Genomic DNA, 17,979 nt, shown 5'->3' with positions numbered 1-17,979 from the left:
TCGATGGTTGGACCGTAGGGGCGCAGCATGCTGCGCCCCTACGATTCATTGCAATAGCGCTATATCAGAACTTCTCGAAATCGTCGTCCAGCTTGTCCCGTCCGCTGTTCATGTCGAGAAGCAGACCACCGGACTCGGCCTGGCTCTTGCCACCGCTCACCCGGGCAGCCGTCGCGGGCTTGTTTTTCTTCGTCGCGGCCGGTTTACGCACGATGCCCGAGGAGCGCACATCGACCTTGAAGAAGCCGATGGTATCCTGCAACTGCTCGGCCTGGCTGGAAAGCTCCTCGGAGGTCGAAGCCATCTCTTCGGAGGCGGAAGCGTTCTGCTGGATGACTTGGTCGAGCTGCTGGATCGCTTGATTCACCTGCTCGGCGCCGGTGTCCTGCTCCTTGCTGGCAGCGGCGATCTCCTGCACCAGCTCGGCAGTGCGCTGGATGTCCGGCACCATGCGGCTCAGCATTTCCCCGGCTTTCTCGGCGATGTCGACGCTCTTGCCGGAAAGTTCGCCGATTTCACCGGCGGCGTTCTGGCTGCGCTCGGCCAGCTTGCGCACCTCGGCAGCAACGACGGCGAAGCCCTTGCCGTGCTCCCCGGCCCGCGCCGCTTCGATGGCGGCGTTCAGGGCGAGCAGGTTGGTCTGCCGGGCGATCTCCTCGATGATGTTGATCTTCTCGGCGATCTGTTTCATCGCCCCGACCGTCTCGGCCACCGCTTTGCCACCTTCCTGGGCGTCCTGGGCACTCTTGATGGCGATCTTCTCGGTCTGCATGGCGTTGTCGGCGTTCTGGCGGATGTTCGCCGCCATCTGCTCCATCGAGCTGCTCGCCTCTTCGGCGGCGGCAGCCTGCTCGGTGGAACCCTGGCTCATCTCCTCGGAGGAAGCGGAAAGCTCCTGACTGCCCGAGGCGACGTTGTCGGCGGCAGTCTGGACGTTGGCGACCACGTCTTTCAGCTTGTCGACCATGGTGTTGAGGGCATTGGCCAGTTGGCCGATCTCGTCTTTCTGGTCGATATCGAGACGTTGAGTCAGGTCGCCGACGGCGATTGTTTCCGCGAATTTCACACCTTTGAAGATCGGTTTGGTGATGGCGCGGGTAATGAAGATGGCGATCGTGATGCCGACGACCAGGGCAACAAGCAGGCCGACAATCATGACGGTGCTGGCGGTGGCCAAAGCGGAAACCGCTCCTTCGGCGATGCGGGTGGTGCCGTCCATGCCGGCCACGGCAACTTCACGGGCTTCGGCGACAACCTGGTCGCCGACTTCGCCGCGCTGCCTGCCCAGTTCGTTGTTTTTCAGCCAAAGACCAAGAAACTCGTTCATCGCTTGTTGATAGTTCATTGCCGCAGCTTCGGTCGCATCGATGCGCTTGAGGTCCTCTTCGAGGCGAGTAATTGCGCGCAACATCCCGAATTTGGACTTCATCAGATCGAAGTTGCCGTTGGCGTTTTCGATTACTTTCGGGTCCCGTTCCGCCTGCGAACGCCAAGCGGCAATGCGGGTGGCATTTCCGAGGTCGATAATTTCGTTAACCAGGGTGATTTTTTTCAGCCGCTCATCCAGTCCGGCCTCACCAATGTTGGCTTTGATTTCATCTTCTATCCGCTGGTTTTGACCGGCCAGGAAAGAGTTGCAGTTTTCCATGTATTGACCAGCAGCCGCATCGAGTTGCTCCCATTCTTCGTCCATGGCGGCGTTGATGGTGATGGTCTGCTCGACTAGATTTTCGTAGTCGTTGACCACTTTTTCCACTTTTTCCACCGCTGGGCGCAGGGCTTTCAGGTTGGGGGAAGCGTCGCCAAGCTTTTTGGCGTTCTCCAACCGTTCATGCAGAGCCTTGAGATTTTCCTGTGCCGTATCGAGAAGAGCTTGTTCCGCGGTGAAACCGTAACCGCGCATGGCGTACATGGTGCGGAAAGAGCTGCGCTCCAGTTGATTGGCGATAGCGACCTCGGGTACGTACTCTTGTTGCAGCATGGTCGATTGGGTTCGAACCGTGCTCATGTTGACGATGGCGAGAATCCCCAGGGTGGCGGCAATGGCCAACAGCGCGGCGAACCCGAGACCGATCTTGACTCCAAGTTTCATCCTGTCCTCCTGATATGTATGAAGATCAAACCCAATTACAACCGCCTAAAATCGATACGTTTTTTACGCCGGGGCAGACACTCCCGGAATCGTTCCCTGCACCGATGCCAATTCTTCGCTGGAAAAGACCTTGTCGATATCGAGAATGATGATGAACTGCTCGTCGCGCTTGCCCATGCCGCGAATGAACTCGGTACGCAGTTTCGTGCCGATCTTCGGCGCCGGTTCGATCTGCTGCGGTTCCAGATCGAGCACCTCCTGCACCGAGTCGGCCAGAGCGCCAAGGACCGTCGTTTCCCCTTCGAGGTTGATTTCGACAATGATGATGCAGGTGTTGACGGTCTTCTCCGTTTTCGCCATGCCAAACTTGAGGCGCATGTCAACGACCGGAACCACGCTGCCGCGCAGGTTGATGACCCCGCGCATGAAATCGGGGGTCTGGGGCACTTTGGTGACGCTGGTGTAATCAAGCACCTCGCGCACCTTGTCGATCCCCAAGGCAAAGATCTCCTCGTCGAGTTTGAAGGTCAAATACTGGTGATTATCGCTGCCTCCTGCTTCCGCCATGCCTGCATCTCCTTTCCTAAAGAGCCTTAAAACCTCCAGTAACCTCTGTTTATGCCTGTTTTGAGGGACAATTTCGCGCCAAGTCTACTATCTGTGATTTTTTACCTCACAATAAGCACAATTAGTTGGCGCTTAATTTACAGCAAATCTCGTGCCAAAGTATTTATCACGGCCCTTGTCTACTTAATGAACAAAAAAGACACATTCAGTCCGGTTCGAGAGCGCTAAGAAAAAGGCTCCGCCAAGCCCAGACAGGAAAAACGCCCTGTCAAAATTTTGTAGGAGTGGTCTGAATTTTGACTAAAACAAAAAACGCCGAAAGAGCTGTAAAAACTCCTTCGGCGCAGGGGATGAGTTGCGTGGGGAAGATCGGCGGTCAGGCCGTCTGCTCGGCCCGTTGGATGAGTTGGGGGATATCGAGGATCAACGCCACCTTGCCGTCGCCGAGGATGGTCGCGCCGGAGAGGCCCTGGACGTCGCGGTACATGCGCCCGAGGGATTTGATGACGGTCTGGTGTTCGCCGATGACCCGGTCGACGACAAAACCGACCTGATGCCCGTTGACGGCAGTGACGACGACCTGCTCGATCACCGGCGGCTTCTCCGTGATGGCGAATTCTTCCCGCAGATGGACGTAGGGGACCAACCGGTCCCGCACCCGCACCAGATTGCGGCCGTGGGCGGCGGCGACGTCGGCGCGGGTCAGCTCGATGCACTCCTCGACGATGCTCAAGGGGATGACGTAGCAGTCCTCGCCGATGGCCACCAGCAGGCTGTCGATGATCGCCAGGGTCAGGGGGATGCGCACACGGATGGTGGTGCCCTGACCGGCGACGCTGTCGATGTCGATGGAGCCGCGCAACGACTCGATGGCGCGCTTGACCACATCCATGCCGACGCCACGGCCGGAAACGCCGGTGACCTTCTGGGCGGTGGAGAACCCGGCGGCGAAGATCAGCTGGAAGAGTTCATGGCGGGAAAGCTGCTCCTGCTCGCCGATCAGGCCCTTTTCCACCGCCTTGCGCCGGATCGCCTCTTCGTTGAGCCCGGCGCCGTCGTCGACGATCTCGATAATGACGCTGTCGCCGGAGTGGATGGCCGCCAGGCGGATCGAACCCTGGCGTTTCTTCCCCGCCGCCTCGCGTTTCTCCGGCGCCTCGATGCCGTGGTCGATGCTGTTGCGAATGATGTGGACCAGGGGGTCGTTGAGTTTTTCGATGACCGTCTTGTCCAGTTCGGTGTCGGCGCCGGCGGTGGTCAGCTCGATCTCCTTGCCCAGCTCCTGCGACAGGTCGCGCACCAGGCGCTTGAATTTGCTGAAGGTGGTGCCGATGGGAAGCATGCGGATGTTGAGGGTGTTGTCCCGCAGCTCGGCGGTGAGGCGCTCCACCTCCTCGGCGATGGAGATCAGTTCGGCATCCTCGCGGCCGAGGGCGGTCTGCGACAGGCGCGACTGGATGGTGACCATCTCGCCGACCAGGTCGACCAGACGATCAAGACGATCGGCGGGAACACGGATGCTCGCCGCATCCCCGCCGCCCTGCTGTTTCTGTTGCTGCTGGCTGCGAACTTCCTTGACCTGCTGCTGTTCGGCCAGGGCCGAAGCCACCTTCGCGGGGCTGACCACCTTGGCCTCGACCAGCATCTCGCCGACCCGCTTCTGCTGGCGCAGAACCTCCTGCAAAGCCTCCGGGGTGAGATCGCCGCGCTCGATGAGGATGTCGCCGAGCTTTTTGTAGCTGCTGTCGCTGCCGAGCAGTTCCTCGTCGTCGATGAGATCGATGCGAATCTTGGATTCGTCCTCGACGAAAATGAAGACATCCTTGATGGCATCGAGATCCCGATCAGTGGTGAGCACGACATCCCAGAAAACATAAGTCTGTTCCGGATCGATCGCGTCCAGGGAGGGAATGTCGTCGACCTGGGCGATGACTTGACACTTGCCGAGCTCGCGCAGTTCGTTGAGCAGACAGAGAGGATTGGTGCCGGTCTGGGAGATTGCCTGGTGAGGACGAAAGCGGATGCGATAGGTTCGCTGGCGGGCGGCTACCGGCTTTTGCGGTTTTGCAGAAGCGGGGACGGTAACGGGAGCGCGCTCCTTGGCCGGAATCAGGGCACGAAAAGCGGCGCGCAGCTCCTCGGTACGGACATTGTCACAGGGCTCGCCGCCGCAGGTAGCGTCGAGCATCGCCTTGATCTGGTCACGGGCGGCCAGGGAGAGGCTGACCAGTTCCCCCGTCACCTGCAGCTCGCCGTTGCGCACCAGATCGTAGACCGTTTCGACATCGTGAGTGAAGGAGGAGATGTCGTCGAAACCGAACATCGCCCCGGAACCCTTGATGGTGTGCATCGCGCGAAAGACCGCGCCGACGATCTCCATATCGCCGGGGCTCTCTTCCAGTTCGAGGAGCGAACTTTCCAGGGCGGTCAGCAGTTCGTAGGCCTCTTCACGAAAGGCTTCATGTTGGCTCGACATCGGCAATCCCTCCTTCAGAAGCAATCAATGCTGGTCCGGGCGAATCCAGATACAGCTATTCTTGTCATCGGCCAAACAGCAGCCTTGCATGCGCTCAAAGCCCGCGGACGCAATCACTTCGGTCAACGCCTGGTGCGTCGCCGGCGTCAGACGCAGGGTCTGGCAGCTGCGATGGGCGCTGCACAAGAGCTGCAGGCAGGAGCAGTCGGCTTCGGTCACCTCCGCGCAATCGACATGAAGGTCGGGATATTGCTTGACTGCCTCGGCGAGAGCTTCTTTGAACTGCTGGACATAGGCGATCGTGGCCGAGCCGGCGACCCGCAAGGTCGCCGGCCGTTGATCGGAGGGCGGGAGGAGCGTGCATTCGAGCATAGAGACCCCTGTCTATCCATGAATTTATCGGGAAGAAAAAACCGTGCTCGATCTTTCAGCCGATCAGCTTCTTGACCACGCCCAGCAGCTTGGCCGGATCGAAGGGCTTGACCAGCCAGCCGGTGGCACCGGCGGCCTTGCCCTTGGTCTTGAAGGTCTCGCCGGCTTCGGTGGTGAGCATCAGAATCGGCGTGAACTTGTAGCTGGGCAGGGTGCGCAGGTTCTGGATCAAGGTGATGCCGTCCATGCGCGGCATATTGAGGTCGGTGATGACCAGGGCAAAAGGCTGTTTTTTCGCCAGATCAAGGGCGGCCTGACCGTCACCGGCTTCGACCACCGAATAACCGGCGCCTTTGAGGGTGAAGGAGACCATCTGCAAAATCGACCGGGAATCATCGGCGGCAAGAATCGTTTTGGCCATAATTTTATCCTTGTCTACGGGGTTGCTGATAAGGCGTTTTCTTCTTAGAAAAGTTCGATGTCACCGGTAGCCAGACTGCTTTGCGAAACCGGGTTGTGCCGGGCCCGTTCCACCAGCGCAGTGGCTTCGCCGAGCTGCCGGGCAAAGCGTTGCAGGCGTTCCTCACAGTGGGCCTCGTCGGCATCGGCAAAATCCCGGGCCGTCAGGGGCAAATGGGCGAGGCTGTCGAGAATTTCTGCCAAGGCGTCGATGCGCTTGCTCACATGATCGATGATCTGCGTGCACATGTCCTGGAACTGCAGGGAGGTCACGGCGGTGCGCACCCCGGCGCTGACTTCTGTGGAAATCTGGCCGATTTCGTCGGCTGAGTGCTCCACCTGCGCGTTGAAGGATTGCAGCTTGGAGGTCAAATCCTTGACACGACTGTCCGTCTGCGTCACCAGTTCGGCTTCTTGCCGGGCGATCTTGCCGATGGTGTTTTCCACGGCGTTGAGCGCCTGGGCGATACCGCTGACCTCATCGCCGATCTTGTTGCTGAACTTGTTGGAATGAACCGAAAGATTGCGCACCTCGCCGGCGACGACCGCGAAACCCTTGCCGGCCTGCCCGGCCCGGGCCGCTTCAACGGTAGCGTTGATCGCCAGCAGGTTGGTCTGATCGGCGATCTTCTTGACCTCGTCAAGCATGGTCAAAACCCCGAGAAACTGGGTGCTGGTGGCGGTCATCTCTTCGAGCAGGCGCTTGGCGACGCGGCTGTTCTCGGTGGCGGCATCGACGAAAGTGCGCAGTACCCCTTCGATATCCCGCCGAAGGCTTTCGAAATCGAGGCCTTCGGCAGAATTGCCACCCCCCTGGCGGGTGAGCTGATTCGCCAGTTCAAACTGACGGCGGGATTGGTCATCCATGCCGGTGAAGCTGGCCACCAGCTTCTCGATGGCATCGGCGAGCAAGCCCTGCACCTGCCGATTTTCGTTACGGACGATCTCGAACTGGTCGTTGAATTCTTTGGACATGAAGCCCAGAAGCGACGAGGTCTTGGCCGTCAGTTCAGCGATCTGGGCATCGATCTCCCGCCACCGCCGCTGTGCCCGCGCGGACTGGGACCGGAAGAGCCAGGTGGTGACCAGTCCCCAGAGACAGGCCATCCCCAGAATCAACCAGAGCATCCCCGTCCCGGCATCGAACCACCAAAGCAGGAGCAAGGCCGCCGCTGTCAGAAGCGCATAGGGCAAAACCAGTTTCAGGAGGCTATTCGTTTCTCTCATTGAGATTCCTTTCCGCATCGCCGGCAACACCCGAAAGCTTCCGGAGCGCCCCTGGCGACAGTGACCGCCAAAAACGGAATGACGTGAAATACATTCCATGTCGGCCCTATCGAGCAAGCTGTGTGCCATAAATGGGGGAAAATGAGCCGCCAACGCTCAAATTTCCCCGGGGTCGATTTTCACTTGGCCGACGGCAATCAATCTACGGCAATTTTTTCCTCGAATTCTTCCGATTGCTGACGTCCGTTGTCAAAAAACCGCTCCCAGGAGACAAAAAAGCCAAAGACCGCTCTAGTGGGCGGCCTTTGGCTTTTTTTCAGCGGCGCGAAGGAATCGCTTACGCTTTTTTCGGAACCAAGGTATCGGGAGCGAAGTTGTAGGTGGCGAAGTAATCCTCCAATGTCTCGGCGCGACGGATCAGCTCGACGCCGCCGTCGACGTGCAGCAGCAGTTCTTTCGGACGCAGTCGGCCGTTGTACTGGAAGCCCATGGCGTGACCATGGGCGCCGCTGTCGTGAATGACGACGATGTCCCCATCGACGATGGCCGGCAGTTCCCGCTGGACAGCGAATTTGTCGTTGTTTTCACAGAGGGAGCCGACCACGTCGTAGATTTCGCTTTTCGGCTGGTTTTCCTTGCCGATCACGTCGATGTGGTGGTAGGAGCCGTAGAGGGCCGGGCGCATCAGCGACGACATGCAGGCGTCGAGGCCGATGTATTTGCGGTAGGTGTCTTTGTGGTTGATAGCGGTCGTCACCAATGCACCGTGAGGGCCGGTGATGTAGCGTCCGCTCTCCATGACCATGGCCGGAGCATAGCCGTGCTCGGTATTGAAGGCGGCGAAGAGATCGGTGATTTCCCGGCTCATGGCGGCAAGGTCCAGAGGCTGCTGCTCGGGTTTATAGGGAATGCCGAAACCGCCGCCGATGTTGAGGAATTCGAAACGGATGCCGAGTTCCTGCTCGACCAGGGCCGAGATCTCCAGGAGCATGCGGGCGGTCTCCACCATGTAGGTGTAGTCCAACTCGTTGGAGGCGACCATGGTGTGCAGCCCGAAGCGCTTGGCGCCCCGCGCCTGGGCGCGGCGGTAGGCGTCCACCACCTGCTCGTGGGTGACGCCGTATTTGGCCTCTTCGGGATGGCCGATGATGACGTTGCCGGTACGACGCGGCCCGGGATTGTAGCGGAAGCAGATCAACTCGGGGAATTCGGGGACCTTGTCGATCAGGCTGACATCGTCGAGATTGAGGATGCAGCCGCCGTCTTGGGCCGCAAAGGCGAATTCCTCGGGGCTGGTATTGTTCGAGGTGAACATGATCTCCTCGGGCTTGGCCCCGACCTCGCGGGCAAGAATCAACTCGGGGATGGAGCTGCAGTCGAAGCCGAAGCCCATCTCCTTCATCAGGCGCAGAATGCTGCGATTGGGCAGGGCCTTAACGGCGAAATACTCGCGGAAGCCGGAAATGCCGGCGAAGGCTTTTTTGAGCTGCTCGCCCGTTTCGCGGATACCCGCTTCGTCATAGATGTGGAAGGGGGTGCCGTAATGGGCGGCAATGTCGCGGATCACCGGGAAGAGGCGGGATTTGAAAGCTTCGGACATGGGCATAGTGGTCATTCTCCTGAAAAAAGAAAAGTTCCTGTGAAAGAACGGAAAGGGTCATGAAAAGGGGCCGGCGCTCCGGCGGGTGGTATCGCTTGACCCGGGCGCCGAAAGAGTTCACACCCCTTGCTACAACAATATTTTAATTCTTGCCCTGACGGGGCAGGAGAGTTATTGATATACCGTATTTGCTGAAAAACTAAAAGACCTCTGATACCGGCCCTTCCAGGGAAACCCGCCGGGTTTCTTTGAAGGTCGCCAGGACGATGAGGGTTCGGGTCCGGGCAACGCCGTCGATGATCGCCACTTCTTCCCGCAGAATCCGGCCGAGGGCTTCCGTGTCGGCCACCCGCAGCTTGAGCAGATATCCATCGTTGCCGGCCACCTGATTCACTTCCTGCACCCCCGAAACGGCCGCCAACGCCTCGGCCGTGCCCCGACAGTCCCCGCAGGAAATCTCGACCAGCACAAAGGCGGCAAGTTTCTGGCCGAAGTGTTCGGGATTGAGGCGAACCTCATAGCCGGCAATGATCCCCTGGGACTCCAGCTTGCGGATTCGCTCCAGGACGGCGGAAGGAGCCATGCCGACCTGGCGGGCGACCTCGGCATTGGGAATACGCGCCTTCTCTTGAAGGATCTCCAGAATCTGAAGGTCAATGTCGTCAATCATTCGTTTAATATCCATATTGACGGAATATTATTCTAAATAGGCCTGTTTGTCAAGAATCACCCCATTGACACCTTATCCCGGGGTATAATTCGTTCAACGCCACCCAAAATAAACAAGAAAAATGGTGCAGATATTGCATAATTAATCACGACTGACCCCACCAGCAAAGCCCCCCCCCGCCCTATCCACCGGTCGGCCCGAAGCATCGGTGCTTCCGTCTGCCCCGCAAGGGCACCGGGACCGGCGATTTGACGGAAGAGCATCGGGGAAATGTCGTCTTCGGCGGGCGGGCCCATACCAGATACTTCAGGAGACTGCTAGGGATGGCAACCAACGTACAGGACGTACATATCCTCCTGGTCAACCAGAATCCGGACAATCGCCGCATTCTGGCCGAGACCCTGCGCACAGCGGGCTTTCGCCGCCTCACGGAAACCGCCGACGGCCGCAACGCCGCGCGGGTGCTACGCCGGGAACGGATCGATCTGCTTATCACCGACGTCGACATCGCCCCGCTCGACGGCTGGCGCCTCGGGCGCATGGTCCGCTCCGGCATCTTCCTCTGCGACGCCTCCATCCCCCTGATCCTGGTCGCCACCACCTGGTGCGAACGGATCGCCGAGACCACCGCCCGCGAATTCGGCTTCGATGCCGTCATCCCCCTGGAACGCTACCGCGAACTCCCCGCAACCCTGAAAGACTGCCTGAACACGCCGCGCACCGCCGCCCGCAAGCCGACCCTGCTGGTGGTGGAGGATTTTCCCGACAACGCCCAGTTGGCCGAACGGATTCTGCAACCGCGCTTTACGGTGGAAGTCGCAACCGACGGCCGCTCGGGCTTGGATGCCTGGTTGCGCCACCGGCACGACCTGGTACTGCTCGACGTGATGCTGCCGGGGCTTTCGGGGCAGCAGGTGCTGCAAGGCATCCTGCGGGAACATCCGGACCAGCCGGTGGTGATCATGACCGCCCACGGCACCATGGAGCTGGCCGAGGAACTGATGATGGAGGGAGCCGCCGACTTTATCACCAAACCCTTCACCCCCGATGCCCTGCGCCGAGTGACGGAAATCGCCGCGCGGCGCGAGGATTACCTGCTCAGCAACAAGCAGTTCGCCGCCCGGGTCGAATCCCTGCGGGAGAGTCGCGAGGCCTACCGGGCCATCTCCCAGGCTCACCAGCACCTGCTCGACAGCCTCAGCACCGTCGTTCTGGAACTGGACGGCGAGGGGCGCCTGCATTTTCTCAATCACGCCTGGGAGCGCCTGACCGGCTACACCGTCGCCGAGTCCCTGGGCCGCCCCCTGAGCGATTTTCGCGACGATGGCAACGAGGCGGATTGGCAGATCTATCAAAACCGGCTGCAAATGCTGACCTGCGGCAACTTCCGGGAATGCGCCCTGGAATTGCGCCTGCGCCACCACGAGGGGCATGCCGTCTGGGTGGACGGTCGCTTCGATGCCATGACCGGAGCCGACGGAAGCCGCTCGGTCTCCGCCTGCCTCGACGACATCACCCGGCGCAAGAAGGCCCTGGCCGAACTGGAGCATCTGGCCATGCACGACACCCTCACCGGGCTCTTCAACCGCCACTATTTCGGCCACGCCATCAAACAGATGGCGGCCCTCAGCAAACGGGGACAAGGGCATCACGCCCTGCTCTACCTTGATCTCGACCACTTCAAGGTGATCAACGACAGCTTCGGTCACTACCATGGCGATCTCGTTCTGAAACAGGTCGCCGAGCTGCTTTCCCGGCGCCTGCGCCGTTCCGACGTCCTCTGCCGCCTCGGCGGCGACGAATACGCGATTCTGCTCGCCAACACCGAACTCTCCCAGGCCCTGGAAATCGCCGATGAATTTCGTGATCTCATCCAGCACCTCGACTGCCGCATCGAGGAGCAGGTCGCCGAGATCAGCTGCAGCATGGGCGTCGCCGAACTCGACGGTAGCGCGAACCGCCCCGAGGACTATCTCAAGCAGGCGGATATCGCCCTCTACGTTGCCAAGAGCCGGGGGCGCAACCGCATCCACGTCTACGATCCGGCGGATCGGGAAAGCGATGAGTTGCGGCGCAACCTCGACTGGGTGCGCAAGGTGCGCAAGGCCATCGCCGGACAGGGCCTGAAATTCCATTTCCAGCCGATCCTGCACATCGCCAGCGGCGAAATCAGCCATTACGAGGCGCTGTTGCGACTGCAACTCCCCGAGGAGGGAGAAATTGCCCCCAAGGATTTCATCCCCGCCCTGGAACAGGCCGGCGAGATGGCTCTGCTCGACCACTGGGTCATCCACCAGGCCATTGTCCTTCTCGGTCGCTATCCCGAACTGCGCAAGCTCGCCGTCAATCTCTCGGCCCAGGCCTTCGACGATAACGGCATCCTCCCTCTGGTGGAAAATCTGCTTATCGAGCAAGGGGTCAAGCCGGAACGCATCGTCTTCGAACTGACGGAAACGGCGAGCCTCGACAACATTCCCGCCGCCCAGCAGATGATCGTCCGCCTGCAGCAGCTCGGCTGCGGCTTCGCCGTCGACGACTTCGGCACCGGCTTCAGCACCTTCAACTATCTCAAGGAATTCCCGGCGGACAGCATCAAGGTCGACGGCACCTTCATCCGCAACCTGACCCACGATCCGGTCAACCTGGCCCTGGTCCGCTCCATCCAGGAAGTGGCCCGCACCCTGGGCAAGGCAACCATCGCCGAATTCGTCGAGACCGCTGAGGATTTCGAGACGTTGCGCTCCCTGGGTATCGATTTCGCCCAGGGCTACTACATCGGCCGCCCCGCGCCTATCGAAGCCTGGAGCTTTTCCACCTCGGCCCGGCACTGAGTTCAGTACGGCGCCGCCAACAGCAGGAGGGGAATCAAAAAAAATGAACAGGAGCAGCCGCTATGTCGCCTATCCAATCCGGCCCTGCCGGCGAACAACCCGCCTCGCAGTCCTGCGCGCCCCCTGATCTGGGGGATCTGATCGTCAGTTACCTGGAAGAACTGCATATCGATTATGTCTTCGGCGTCCCCGGCGGGGCGATCGAACCCTTCTACAATGCCCTGGCGCGCAGCGCCCGACGGGGCGGCATCCGCCCCGTCGTCGCCCGCCATGAAAGCGGCGCGGCCTTCATGGCCGACGGCTACGCCCGGGAAACGGGGAAGCTCGGGGTCTGCTGCGCCACCACCGGACCGGGAGCGACCAATCTCATCACCGGCGTCGCCTCGGCCTTCATGGACAGCGTGCCCCTGCTCGTCATCACCGCCCAGACCTCGTTGCCCCAGTTCGGCAAACGCGCCCTGCAGGACTCCTCCTGCACCGCCGTCGATACGGTCGGAATGTTCCGCCACTGCACCCGATACAACACGTTGATTTCCCATCGCGGCCAACTCGAAGGCAAGCTGGTGGCGGCGATCATGGCCGCCCATCGCGGCAGCGGCCCAGCCCACATCAGCATTCCGTCCGACATCCTGCGCGAGCCCCGACGCATCCGCAACGGCGCCGACCGTCCGGTGGCGGGCGATGAAACCCTGCGCCAGAAATTCTCCCTGATCGACCCAACAGCAGTGGAAAAGCTGCGTCAGGCGCTGGAGAAGGCAAAAAAGATGGTAATCGTGATTGGGGGCGCCTGCGGCGAGGCCATGGATGAGATTCTCGCTTTCACCGAAAATACGGGCGCCCTGCTCATCAGCGGCCCCGAGGGGAAGGGTTGGATCGACCCCTGGCATCCCCAGTACCGGGGGGTCTACGGCTTCGCCGGGCACGAATCCGCCCGCCAGGCGCTCTTCGACGAAGAGGTCGATCTGGTGCTGGCGGTCAACACCCGCCTCGGCGAAATGCTGCTCTGCGGCGGCGAGGAAAAACGCCTGCTCAACGACAAACTGGTGCATATCGACGGCGTCGCCGAGCACTTTACCCGATCCCCCATGGCCCGGCTCCATGTCTGCGGCCAGCCCCGCGCCGTTTTCGAAAGCCTCAATCGCAGCCTGCGCCAAGTGCGCCGCGCCGCCGAGAGCACAACCAGCCTGAAGTCGGGTCCGACGATTGCCGGCATCCCACCGCATCTCACCATCGAGGACGGCAGCACCTGGCTCGCCGCCGACGGCCCCCTCAAGCCCCAGCGGGTCATGGTCGAATTGGCCGTCCGCTTTCCCGAGAACAGCCGGTTTCTGGTCGACGCCGGCAACAGTTGGGCCTGGGCGACCCATTACCTGCATCCCAAAAGCGCAGGACGCTACCGCATCGCCATGGGTTTTGGCTCCATGACCTGGGCCATCGGTGCGGCAATCGGCACCGCCCTCGGCTGTCCGGGCAATCCCGTCGTCTGCCTCACCGGCGACGGCAGTTTTCTCATGAGCGGCCAGGAGCTGTCGGTGGCGGTAACGGAAAAGCTGCCGGTCATCTTCGTCCTGCTCAACGACCGGGCCTTGGGGATGGTCAAACACGGGCAACGACTGGGGGGCGGGGAAGCGATCGCCTTCGAGCTGCCGCCGGTCGATTTCTGCGGAATTGCCCGGGCCATGGGCGCCCGCGCCTGCCGCATCGCTTCCTTGGACGATCTGAACCGCCTCGATGTCGCGGAAATCTGCGCGGCCCCGGGGCCAACCCTGCTCGAAATCCACATCGACCCGGAAGAGACGCCGCCCATGGGCGCCCGCATGAAGGCTTTGAGCGGCAAGACCCCGGGCGTCGTCCCGCTCTGGCCGAAAAGCTGAAAAGGCCGGATTCCCTCGCGGAATCCGGCCTTTTTTATCCTACTCACTCCTCTTTTGCGGGCACTGGTCGCGGCGGCTTGCCCTGGTAGTCGATGTCGTCGCAGCGCAGGGGATAGAAGGATTCGGGGGGACGGGCGGCGGTGTCGGCATAGCAGGCGGTCAGACCACTGGCGACCAGGGTCGCGCAGATGCAGCCGACCTCGTCGGGGGTAAACCCCTGATCCGCCAGAAAAGCCGACATGTAACCGGTCAGGTTCATGCCCTCATCGTACTCGGCCATCAGCACCTTTTCCATGGCGTAAGCCAGTCGCAGATGCTCGCCCACGGGCAAGCCCAGCCGCGCCGAAATGCGCTCCATGGCGACGATCCGCTCATCCCCTTTGGCGATGGGTCGGGCGAAGCCCATGATGTAGGGCTTTCCTCCTTGCGCGGCACATTCTTCGGCGACAATTTCCCGGGCCGATTTTCCCTGCCGATGACGGGCCAAGGCGTTTTGAATGAACAACGTCCCCTCGATGAGCGTTTTCGGCCCGTAGGCGCGGGAAATGGCCGTCTGAATGCCCGCCGCGTTGGCCGCCATGACTTGGGTGCGCATCGACCCGGCCAGGGCCGCGACCTGGTTGCACCAGATGCGCGGATCCGGCCAGCTCATGCAGGTATAGGCGGCTTCCAGCCAGTCGGCGAAGGCCTTATCGGGCAACCTTCCCGTGGCATTGAGAACCAGGAACTGGAAATAGCTGACTTCTCCCGCCAGTTCTTCGAGCAGATTGTAGCCTTGGCAGAAGACCCCCTGGCCCATGATCCAACCGCCGTTGCGGCTCCGCATCGTCCCGCGCAGCTCATCCCAGAATCGCGTCTTTTCCATCGTCTTCTCAGCGTTCGATGACATAATCCTCGTCCTTGACAAAAGGCATGGCAGTTAACGGCTTATTGGCCATTTCCGTCCCGTGCGCCAAGGTTCCGGGGGCGTTGAGCAGCTGAAAAAGGCCGGGGCCGACCCGAGGTTGAAAACCGAGATCGGCGAAAGCAGCGGCAGCCATGCCGGGCGCGAGAATCCCCAGGCCGTGCGGCGTCAATGCCGCGGAAAAACCGACGGCCCACTTCAGACAACGACCGGCGCCGGGCAGACGGGACAACCGCTCCGTCATCTGTCCGGCGATTCGATCCACACCGCCGAAGCGAGAACCAAACCCCGGGGCCGGATGCCAGTCACCATCGCTCGGCGGGCAAGCCGTCGCCAGCAGATCGAGCGCCGTCCGGGACGGGTCATTTTTGACTTCCTTCCGCAGAAAACGCATCGCCTCTTCGACTTCCCCGCCGCCCAGGTGGTTCCCGCCGAGAAGGGTCATGGCCACGGGCAGAATCTGCGACGTTTCCGTCTTGCCCACCCCGGCGCACATCGCTGCCCGGGTCGCCGGATGCCGGGGCCCGGGATTGATCAAAGCGATCATCACCTGTTCAAGGAGTTCGGCTTTTTCCGGCGACGGCAATTCTCCCTGAAAGAGCAGGTAGAGGACATCGACGAAACTTCGCTTTGCCATCAGTTCGCTCAACTCATAACCGTGGCAGCGCAGCTGTTCAGGCAGATAGGGGTTTTCCGCCGAAGGAACCTCCTCCCAGATTTTCGTCACGGAGCGCTGGGCGAAGGTCTCGTCGCGACGACGAACATGGACATGCGTGGTTTCCAAAGTCTAAATCCTCCAACTCAACTCAAGCCAGATGCTGCGTCCGGCCAGGGGATAATCATCCGGAATCTGCCCACCGCTCGGCTCGCGGGCATCCTCATCGAAGAGGTTGTGAGCCGACAGGGCAATATCGAGATGTTTCAACAGATTGCTCCGCCGCAAGGTGACATCGACCAGGGTATAGTCGTCGATTTCATCTCGAAGATCACCGGCGGCCCGCGCCCGATCCCCCACCCAGGTCGCCTGCGGCGAAAGGACCCAGTCGGGCCGAAAGCGCCAATCGGCCCGCAGATAGGCCTGCTGCCCCGGGGCATCGGCGACCCGCCTGCCGGTCTCTTCATCCTCCGCCCGCTGCCAGGCATAGTTGCCGCGCAGACGCAAGGTTTCCGTCAGTTTCCAGTCCATCTCCAACTCCAGTCCCCGACCATCCTGATCCCGGGCATTCTCGGCAGTTTTCGACGAGGTCCCGACAAACTCAATCAGGTCTTTGGCTTGGTAGGCGAAGAGACTCAGCCCTAATTGCAAATCGAGGGTAGGTTTGTAGTCGAAAGAAAGCTCCAGGGTATCGATGGTTTCCGGCTCGAGATCCGGGTTACCGAGAGCCACGGGGTTGTTGATGGCGTAGAGTTCGGAAAAGGAGGGGGCGCGAAAGGCGCTGCCGTAGAGCAGTTTGGTCGTCAGATTGTGCCGGGTCGCCCAGACCAGGGCGATCCGGGGGTTGAAGGTGTCGCCCGTATCGGAAAAATCGTCATAACGGATGCCGGTGGTCAGTTCCCAATCGGGTGCGAACTGCCACTCATCCTGAAGGGACAGATGCAGGACCTTGCGGGATCTGTCGGGGGCGTAAACAAACGGGGTATCGGTGACATCGGTGATGACTCCAGGCACAACCCCGGGACCGTAATTTTTGGTTTCCGAGGTCTTCATGTGCTGATATTTGTAGCCGGTGCCGATGCGCAGCTTGTGCTTGGAAATCCCCGAATAAATCGCCGCAAGATCAACTCCGGCGATCCGTGAGCTGTCGTCGGGGCGGCCGATCATCCCTGCGGGGAAACTGAGGGTTTCACCCAACTGGGCTCCCGGAGGATAGATATGGAATTTTATATTATTGTCGAGGTACTGGTAGCTCGCCCGCGCGGTCAGATCCCAGTCGGGATGCAGATCGGTGTTGTGCCAGGCCAGATCGGCGAGATAGAGGTTATCGCTCTGACAGCCTTCGGGATCGAGGGCCTGCGCCGCGCCGGCACCGACACCGGCATCTTCGAGGCGCCAGTTCCAGAGGCTGAAAGTCCAGTCGCCCCGGCCGATTTCAAGGCGGGTATTGAACAGATCGTAACGGGTGTCGAGCGCCCCCGGGGCCAGGGAAGCACGGGTGCCGTGGATCTCGTCCAGAGTCGTTTGCGCATCCCGTTTGACGACCCGGTCGCGGTCACCGTCGGTGGTCTGCCATTCGAAGGAAAAGGCGACATCCCAGTCGGCATAGGTTGCGCCGTGCTGCAGCCAGAACTCCTGACTGTCGAAAGAACCGACCCGGCCACCGGTGACGGTGCCGCCGAGACCGGTGGCATCTTTGGTGATGATGTTGATTACCCCGGCATAGGCGTCGGCGCCGTAAATGGCCGATCCCGGACCGCGCATAACCTCGATGCGTTCAATATTCGCCACCGGCAGGCGAAAGAGGATCGGATGGGCGCCGGTCCAGAGTTCGGGAAAGGCGATGCCGTTCATCAAGAGCAGCACCTGGGGATTGAAGCCGGTATGAATGCCGCGAATGGAGTAGACGGCGTCGAGACGGCTCAGGGTTGACAGCGACACATGCAGCCCCGGCACGGTGTCGAGAACCTGGTTGAGATCGGTGGCGCCCATGGCGCGGATGTCCTCGGCGGTAATGACGCTGGCAACCGCGGGCGCCCGGTTGATCGGCTTCTTGCTGCCGGTGGCGATACTGACGAACTCCTCGTCGCCGTAGAGTTCGGCCAATCCGTCATTGTAGGCAACCAGCAGGGGCTCGGCGGTGTCGGCCCCCCGACCTGTCCCGGGGAGGGCAAAACTCACCACCAGCACCAGCGCCGGCAACCATCGTCTCCACTGTCTCATCATTCCCCCTGATCTTCGGTTCCCCCCGG

General features: G+C 60.9%; 13 protein-coding genes. 2 read left to right on the top strand and 11 right to left on the bottom strand.

From position 1 onward, the window contains the following. Positions 1-64: 64 nt before the first annotated feature. The 8 genes from BQ4888_RS11465 to BQ4888_RS11430 all read right to left on the bottom strand — a co-directional run bounded on the left by BQ4888_RS11465 (position 65) and on the right by BQ4888_RS11430 (position 9,463). Positions 65-2,092 carry a methyl-accepting chemotaxis protein gene (locus BQ4888_RS11465; RefSeq protein WP_092057392.1) on the bottom strand — a complete coding sequence of 676 codons (2,028 nt, stop codon included), beginning with the start codon at positions 2,090-2,092 and terminating at the stop codon, positions 65-67. Positions 2,093-2,155: 63 nt separating this feature from the next. After that, positions 2,156-2,659 (bottom strand): chemotaxis protein CheW, encoded by a 504-nt coding sequence (locus tag BQ4888_RS11460; RefSeq protein ID WP_092057391.1) that lies wholly within the window; start codon positions 2,657-2,659, stop codon positions 2,156-2,158. Positions 2,660-3,035: 376 nt separating this feature from the next. Continuing rightward, a complete protein-coding gene (locus BQ4888_RS11455; RefSeq protein WP_092057390.1) occupies positions 3,036-5,135 on the bottom strand; it encodes a chemotaxis protein CheA in 2,100 nt (699 codons plus the stop codon). 24 nt (positions 5,136-5,159) lie between these two features. Next, positions 5,160-5,507 (bottom strand): STAS domain-containing protein, encoded by a 348-nt coding sequence (locus BQ4888_RS11450; RefSeq protein ID WP_092057389.1) that lies wholly within the window; start codon positions 5,505-5,507, stop codon positions 5,160-5,162. Between the two features lie 55 nt (positions 5,508-5,562). Beyond that, on the bottom strand, positions 5,563-5,928 hold the full coding sequence (locus BQ4888_RS11445; RefSeq protein WP_092057388.1) for a response regulator: 366 nt from the start codon (positions 5,926-5,928) through the stop codon (positions 5,563-5,565). A gap of 44 nt (positions 5,929-5,972) precedes the next feature. Next, entirely contained in the window at positions 5,973-7,193 is a 1,221-nt protein-coding gene (locus BQ4888_RS11440; RefSeq protein ID WP_170232839.1) for a methyl-accepting chemotaxis protein, read from the bottom strand. A gap of 337 nt (positions 7,194-7,530) precedes the next feature. After that, positions 7,531-8,799, bottom strand: coding sequence for a diaminopimelate decarboxylase (locus tag BQ4888_RS11435; protein WP_092057386.1), 1,269 nt, complete (start codon positions 8,797-8,799; stop codon positions 7,531-7,533). A 193-nt stretch (positions 8,800-8,992) separates the two neighbouring features. After that, entirely contained in the window at positions 8,993-9,463 is a 471-nt protein-coding gene (locus tag BQ4888_RS11430) for an Lrp/AsnC family transcriptional regulator (RefSeq protein ID WP_176374256.1), read from the bottom strand. Between the two features lie 323 nt (positions 9,464-9,786). Here BQ4888_RS11430 and BQ4888_RS11420 point away from each other — a divergent pair, with 323 nt between their 5' ends. Both BQ4888_RS11420 and BQ4888_RS11415 read left to right on the top strand, forming a co-directional pair. Further along, positions 9,787-12,294: a two-component system response regulator gene (locus BQ4888_RS11420; RefSeq protein WP_092057384.1), complete on the top strand. Its 2,508-nt coding sequence runs from the start codon at positions 9,787-9,789 to the stop codon at positions 12,292-12,294. Positions 12,295-12,356: 62 nt separating this feature from the next. Next, a complete protein-coding gene (locus BQ4888_RS11415; RefSeq protein ID WP_092057383.1) occupies positions 12,357-14,168 on the top strand; it encodes a thiamine pyrophosphate-binding protein in 1,812 nt (603 codons plus the stop codon). 43 nt (positions 14,169-14,211) lie between these two features. Here BQ4888_RS11415 and BQ4888_RS11410 read toward each other — a convergent pair whose 3' ends face one another. The 3 genes from BQ4888_RS11410 to BQ4888_RS11400 are packed head-to-tail and all read right to left on the bottom strand — an operon-like array spanning position 14,212 to position 17,953. Continuing rightward, the gene (locus tag BQ4888_RS11410; RefSeq protein ID WP_205748004.1) at positions 14,212-15,057 is read right to left on the bottom strand and encodes a citrate synthase family protein; all 846 of its coding nucleotides are present in this window, start codon (positions 15,055-15,057) and stop codon (positions 14,212-14,214) included. Next, a complete protein-coding gene (locus BQ4888_RS11405; RefSeq protein WP_092057381.1) occupies positions 15,041-15,856 on the bottom strand; it encodes a citrate synthase family protein in 816 nt (271 codons plus the stop codon). Before BQ4888_RS11405 ends, BQ4888_RS11410 begins: the two co-directional genes overlap by 17 nt. A 3-nt stretch (positions 15,857-15,859) precedes the next feature. Next, entirely contained in the window at positions 15,860-17,953 is a 2,094-nt protein-coding gene (locus tag BQ4888_RS11400) for a TonB-dependent receptor plug domain-containing protein (RefSeq protein ID WP_092057380.1), read from the bottom strand. Between the last annotated feature and the right edge of the window lie 26 nt (positions 17,954-17,979).

The sequence above is a fragment of the Desulfuromonas acetexigens genome (assembly GCF_900111775.1).
Taxonomy (GTDB): Bacteria; Desulfobacterota; Desulfuromonadia; order Desulfuromonadales; family Trichloromonadaceae; genus Trichloromonas; species Trichloromonas acetexigens.
Note: the sequence above shows the minus strand (reverse complement) of the source record. Positions and strands in the feature narration are given on the sequence as shown.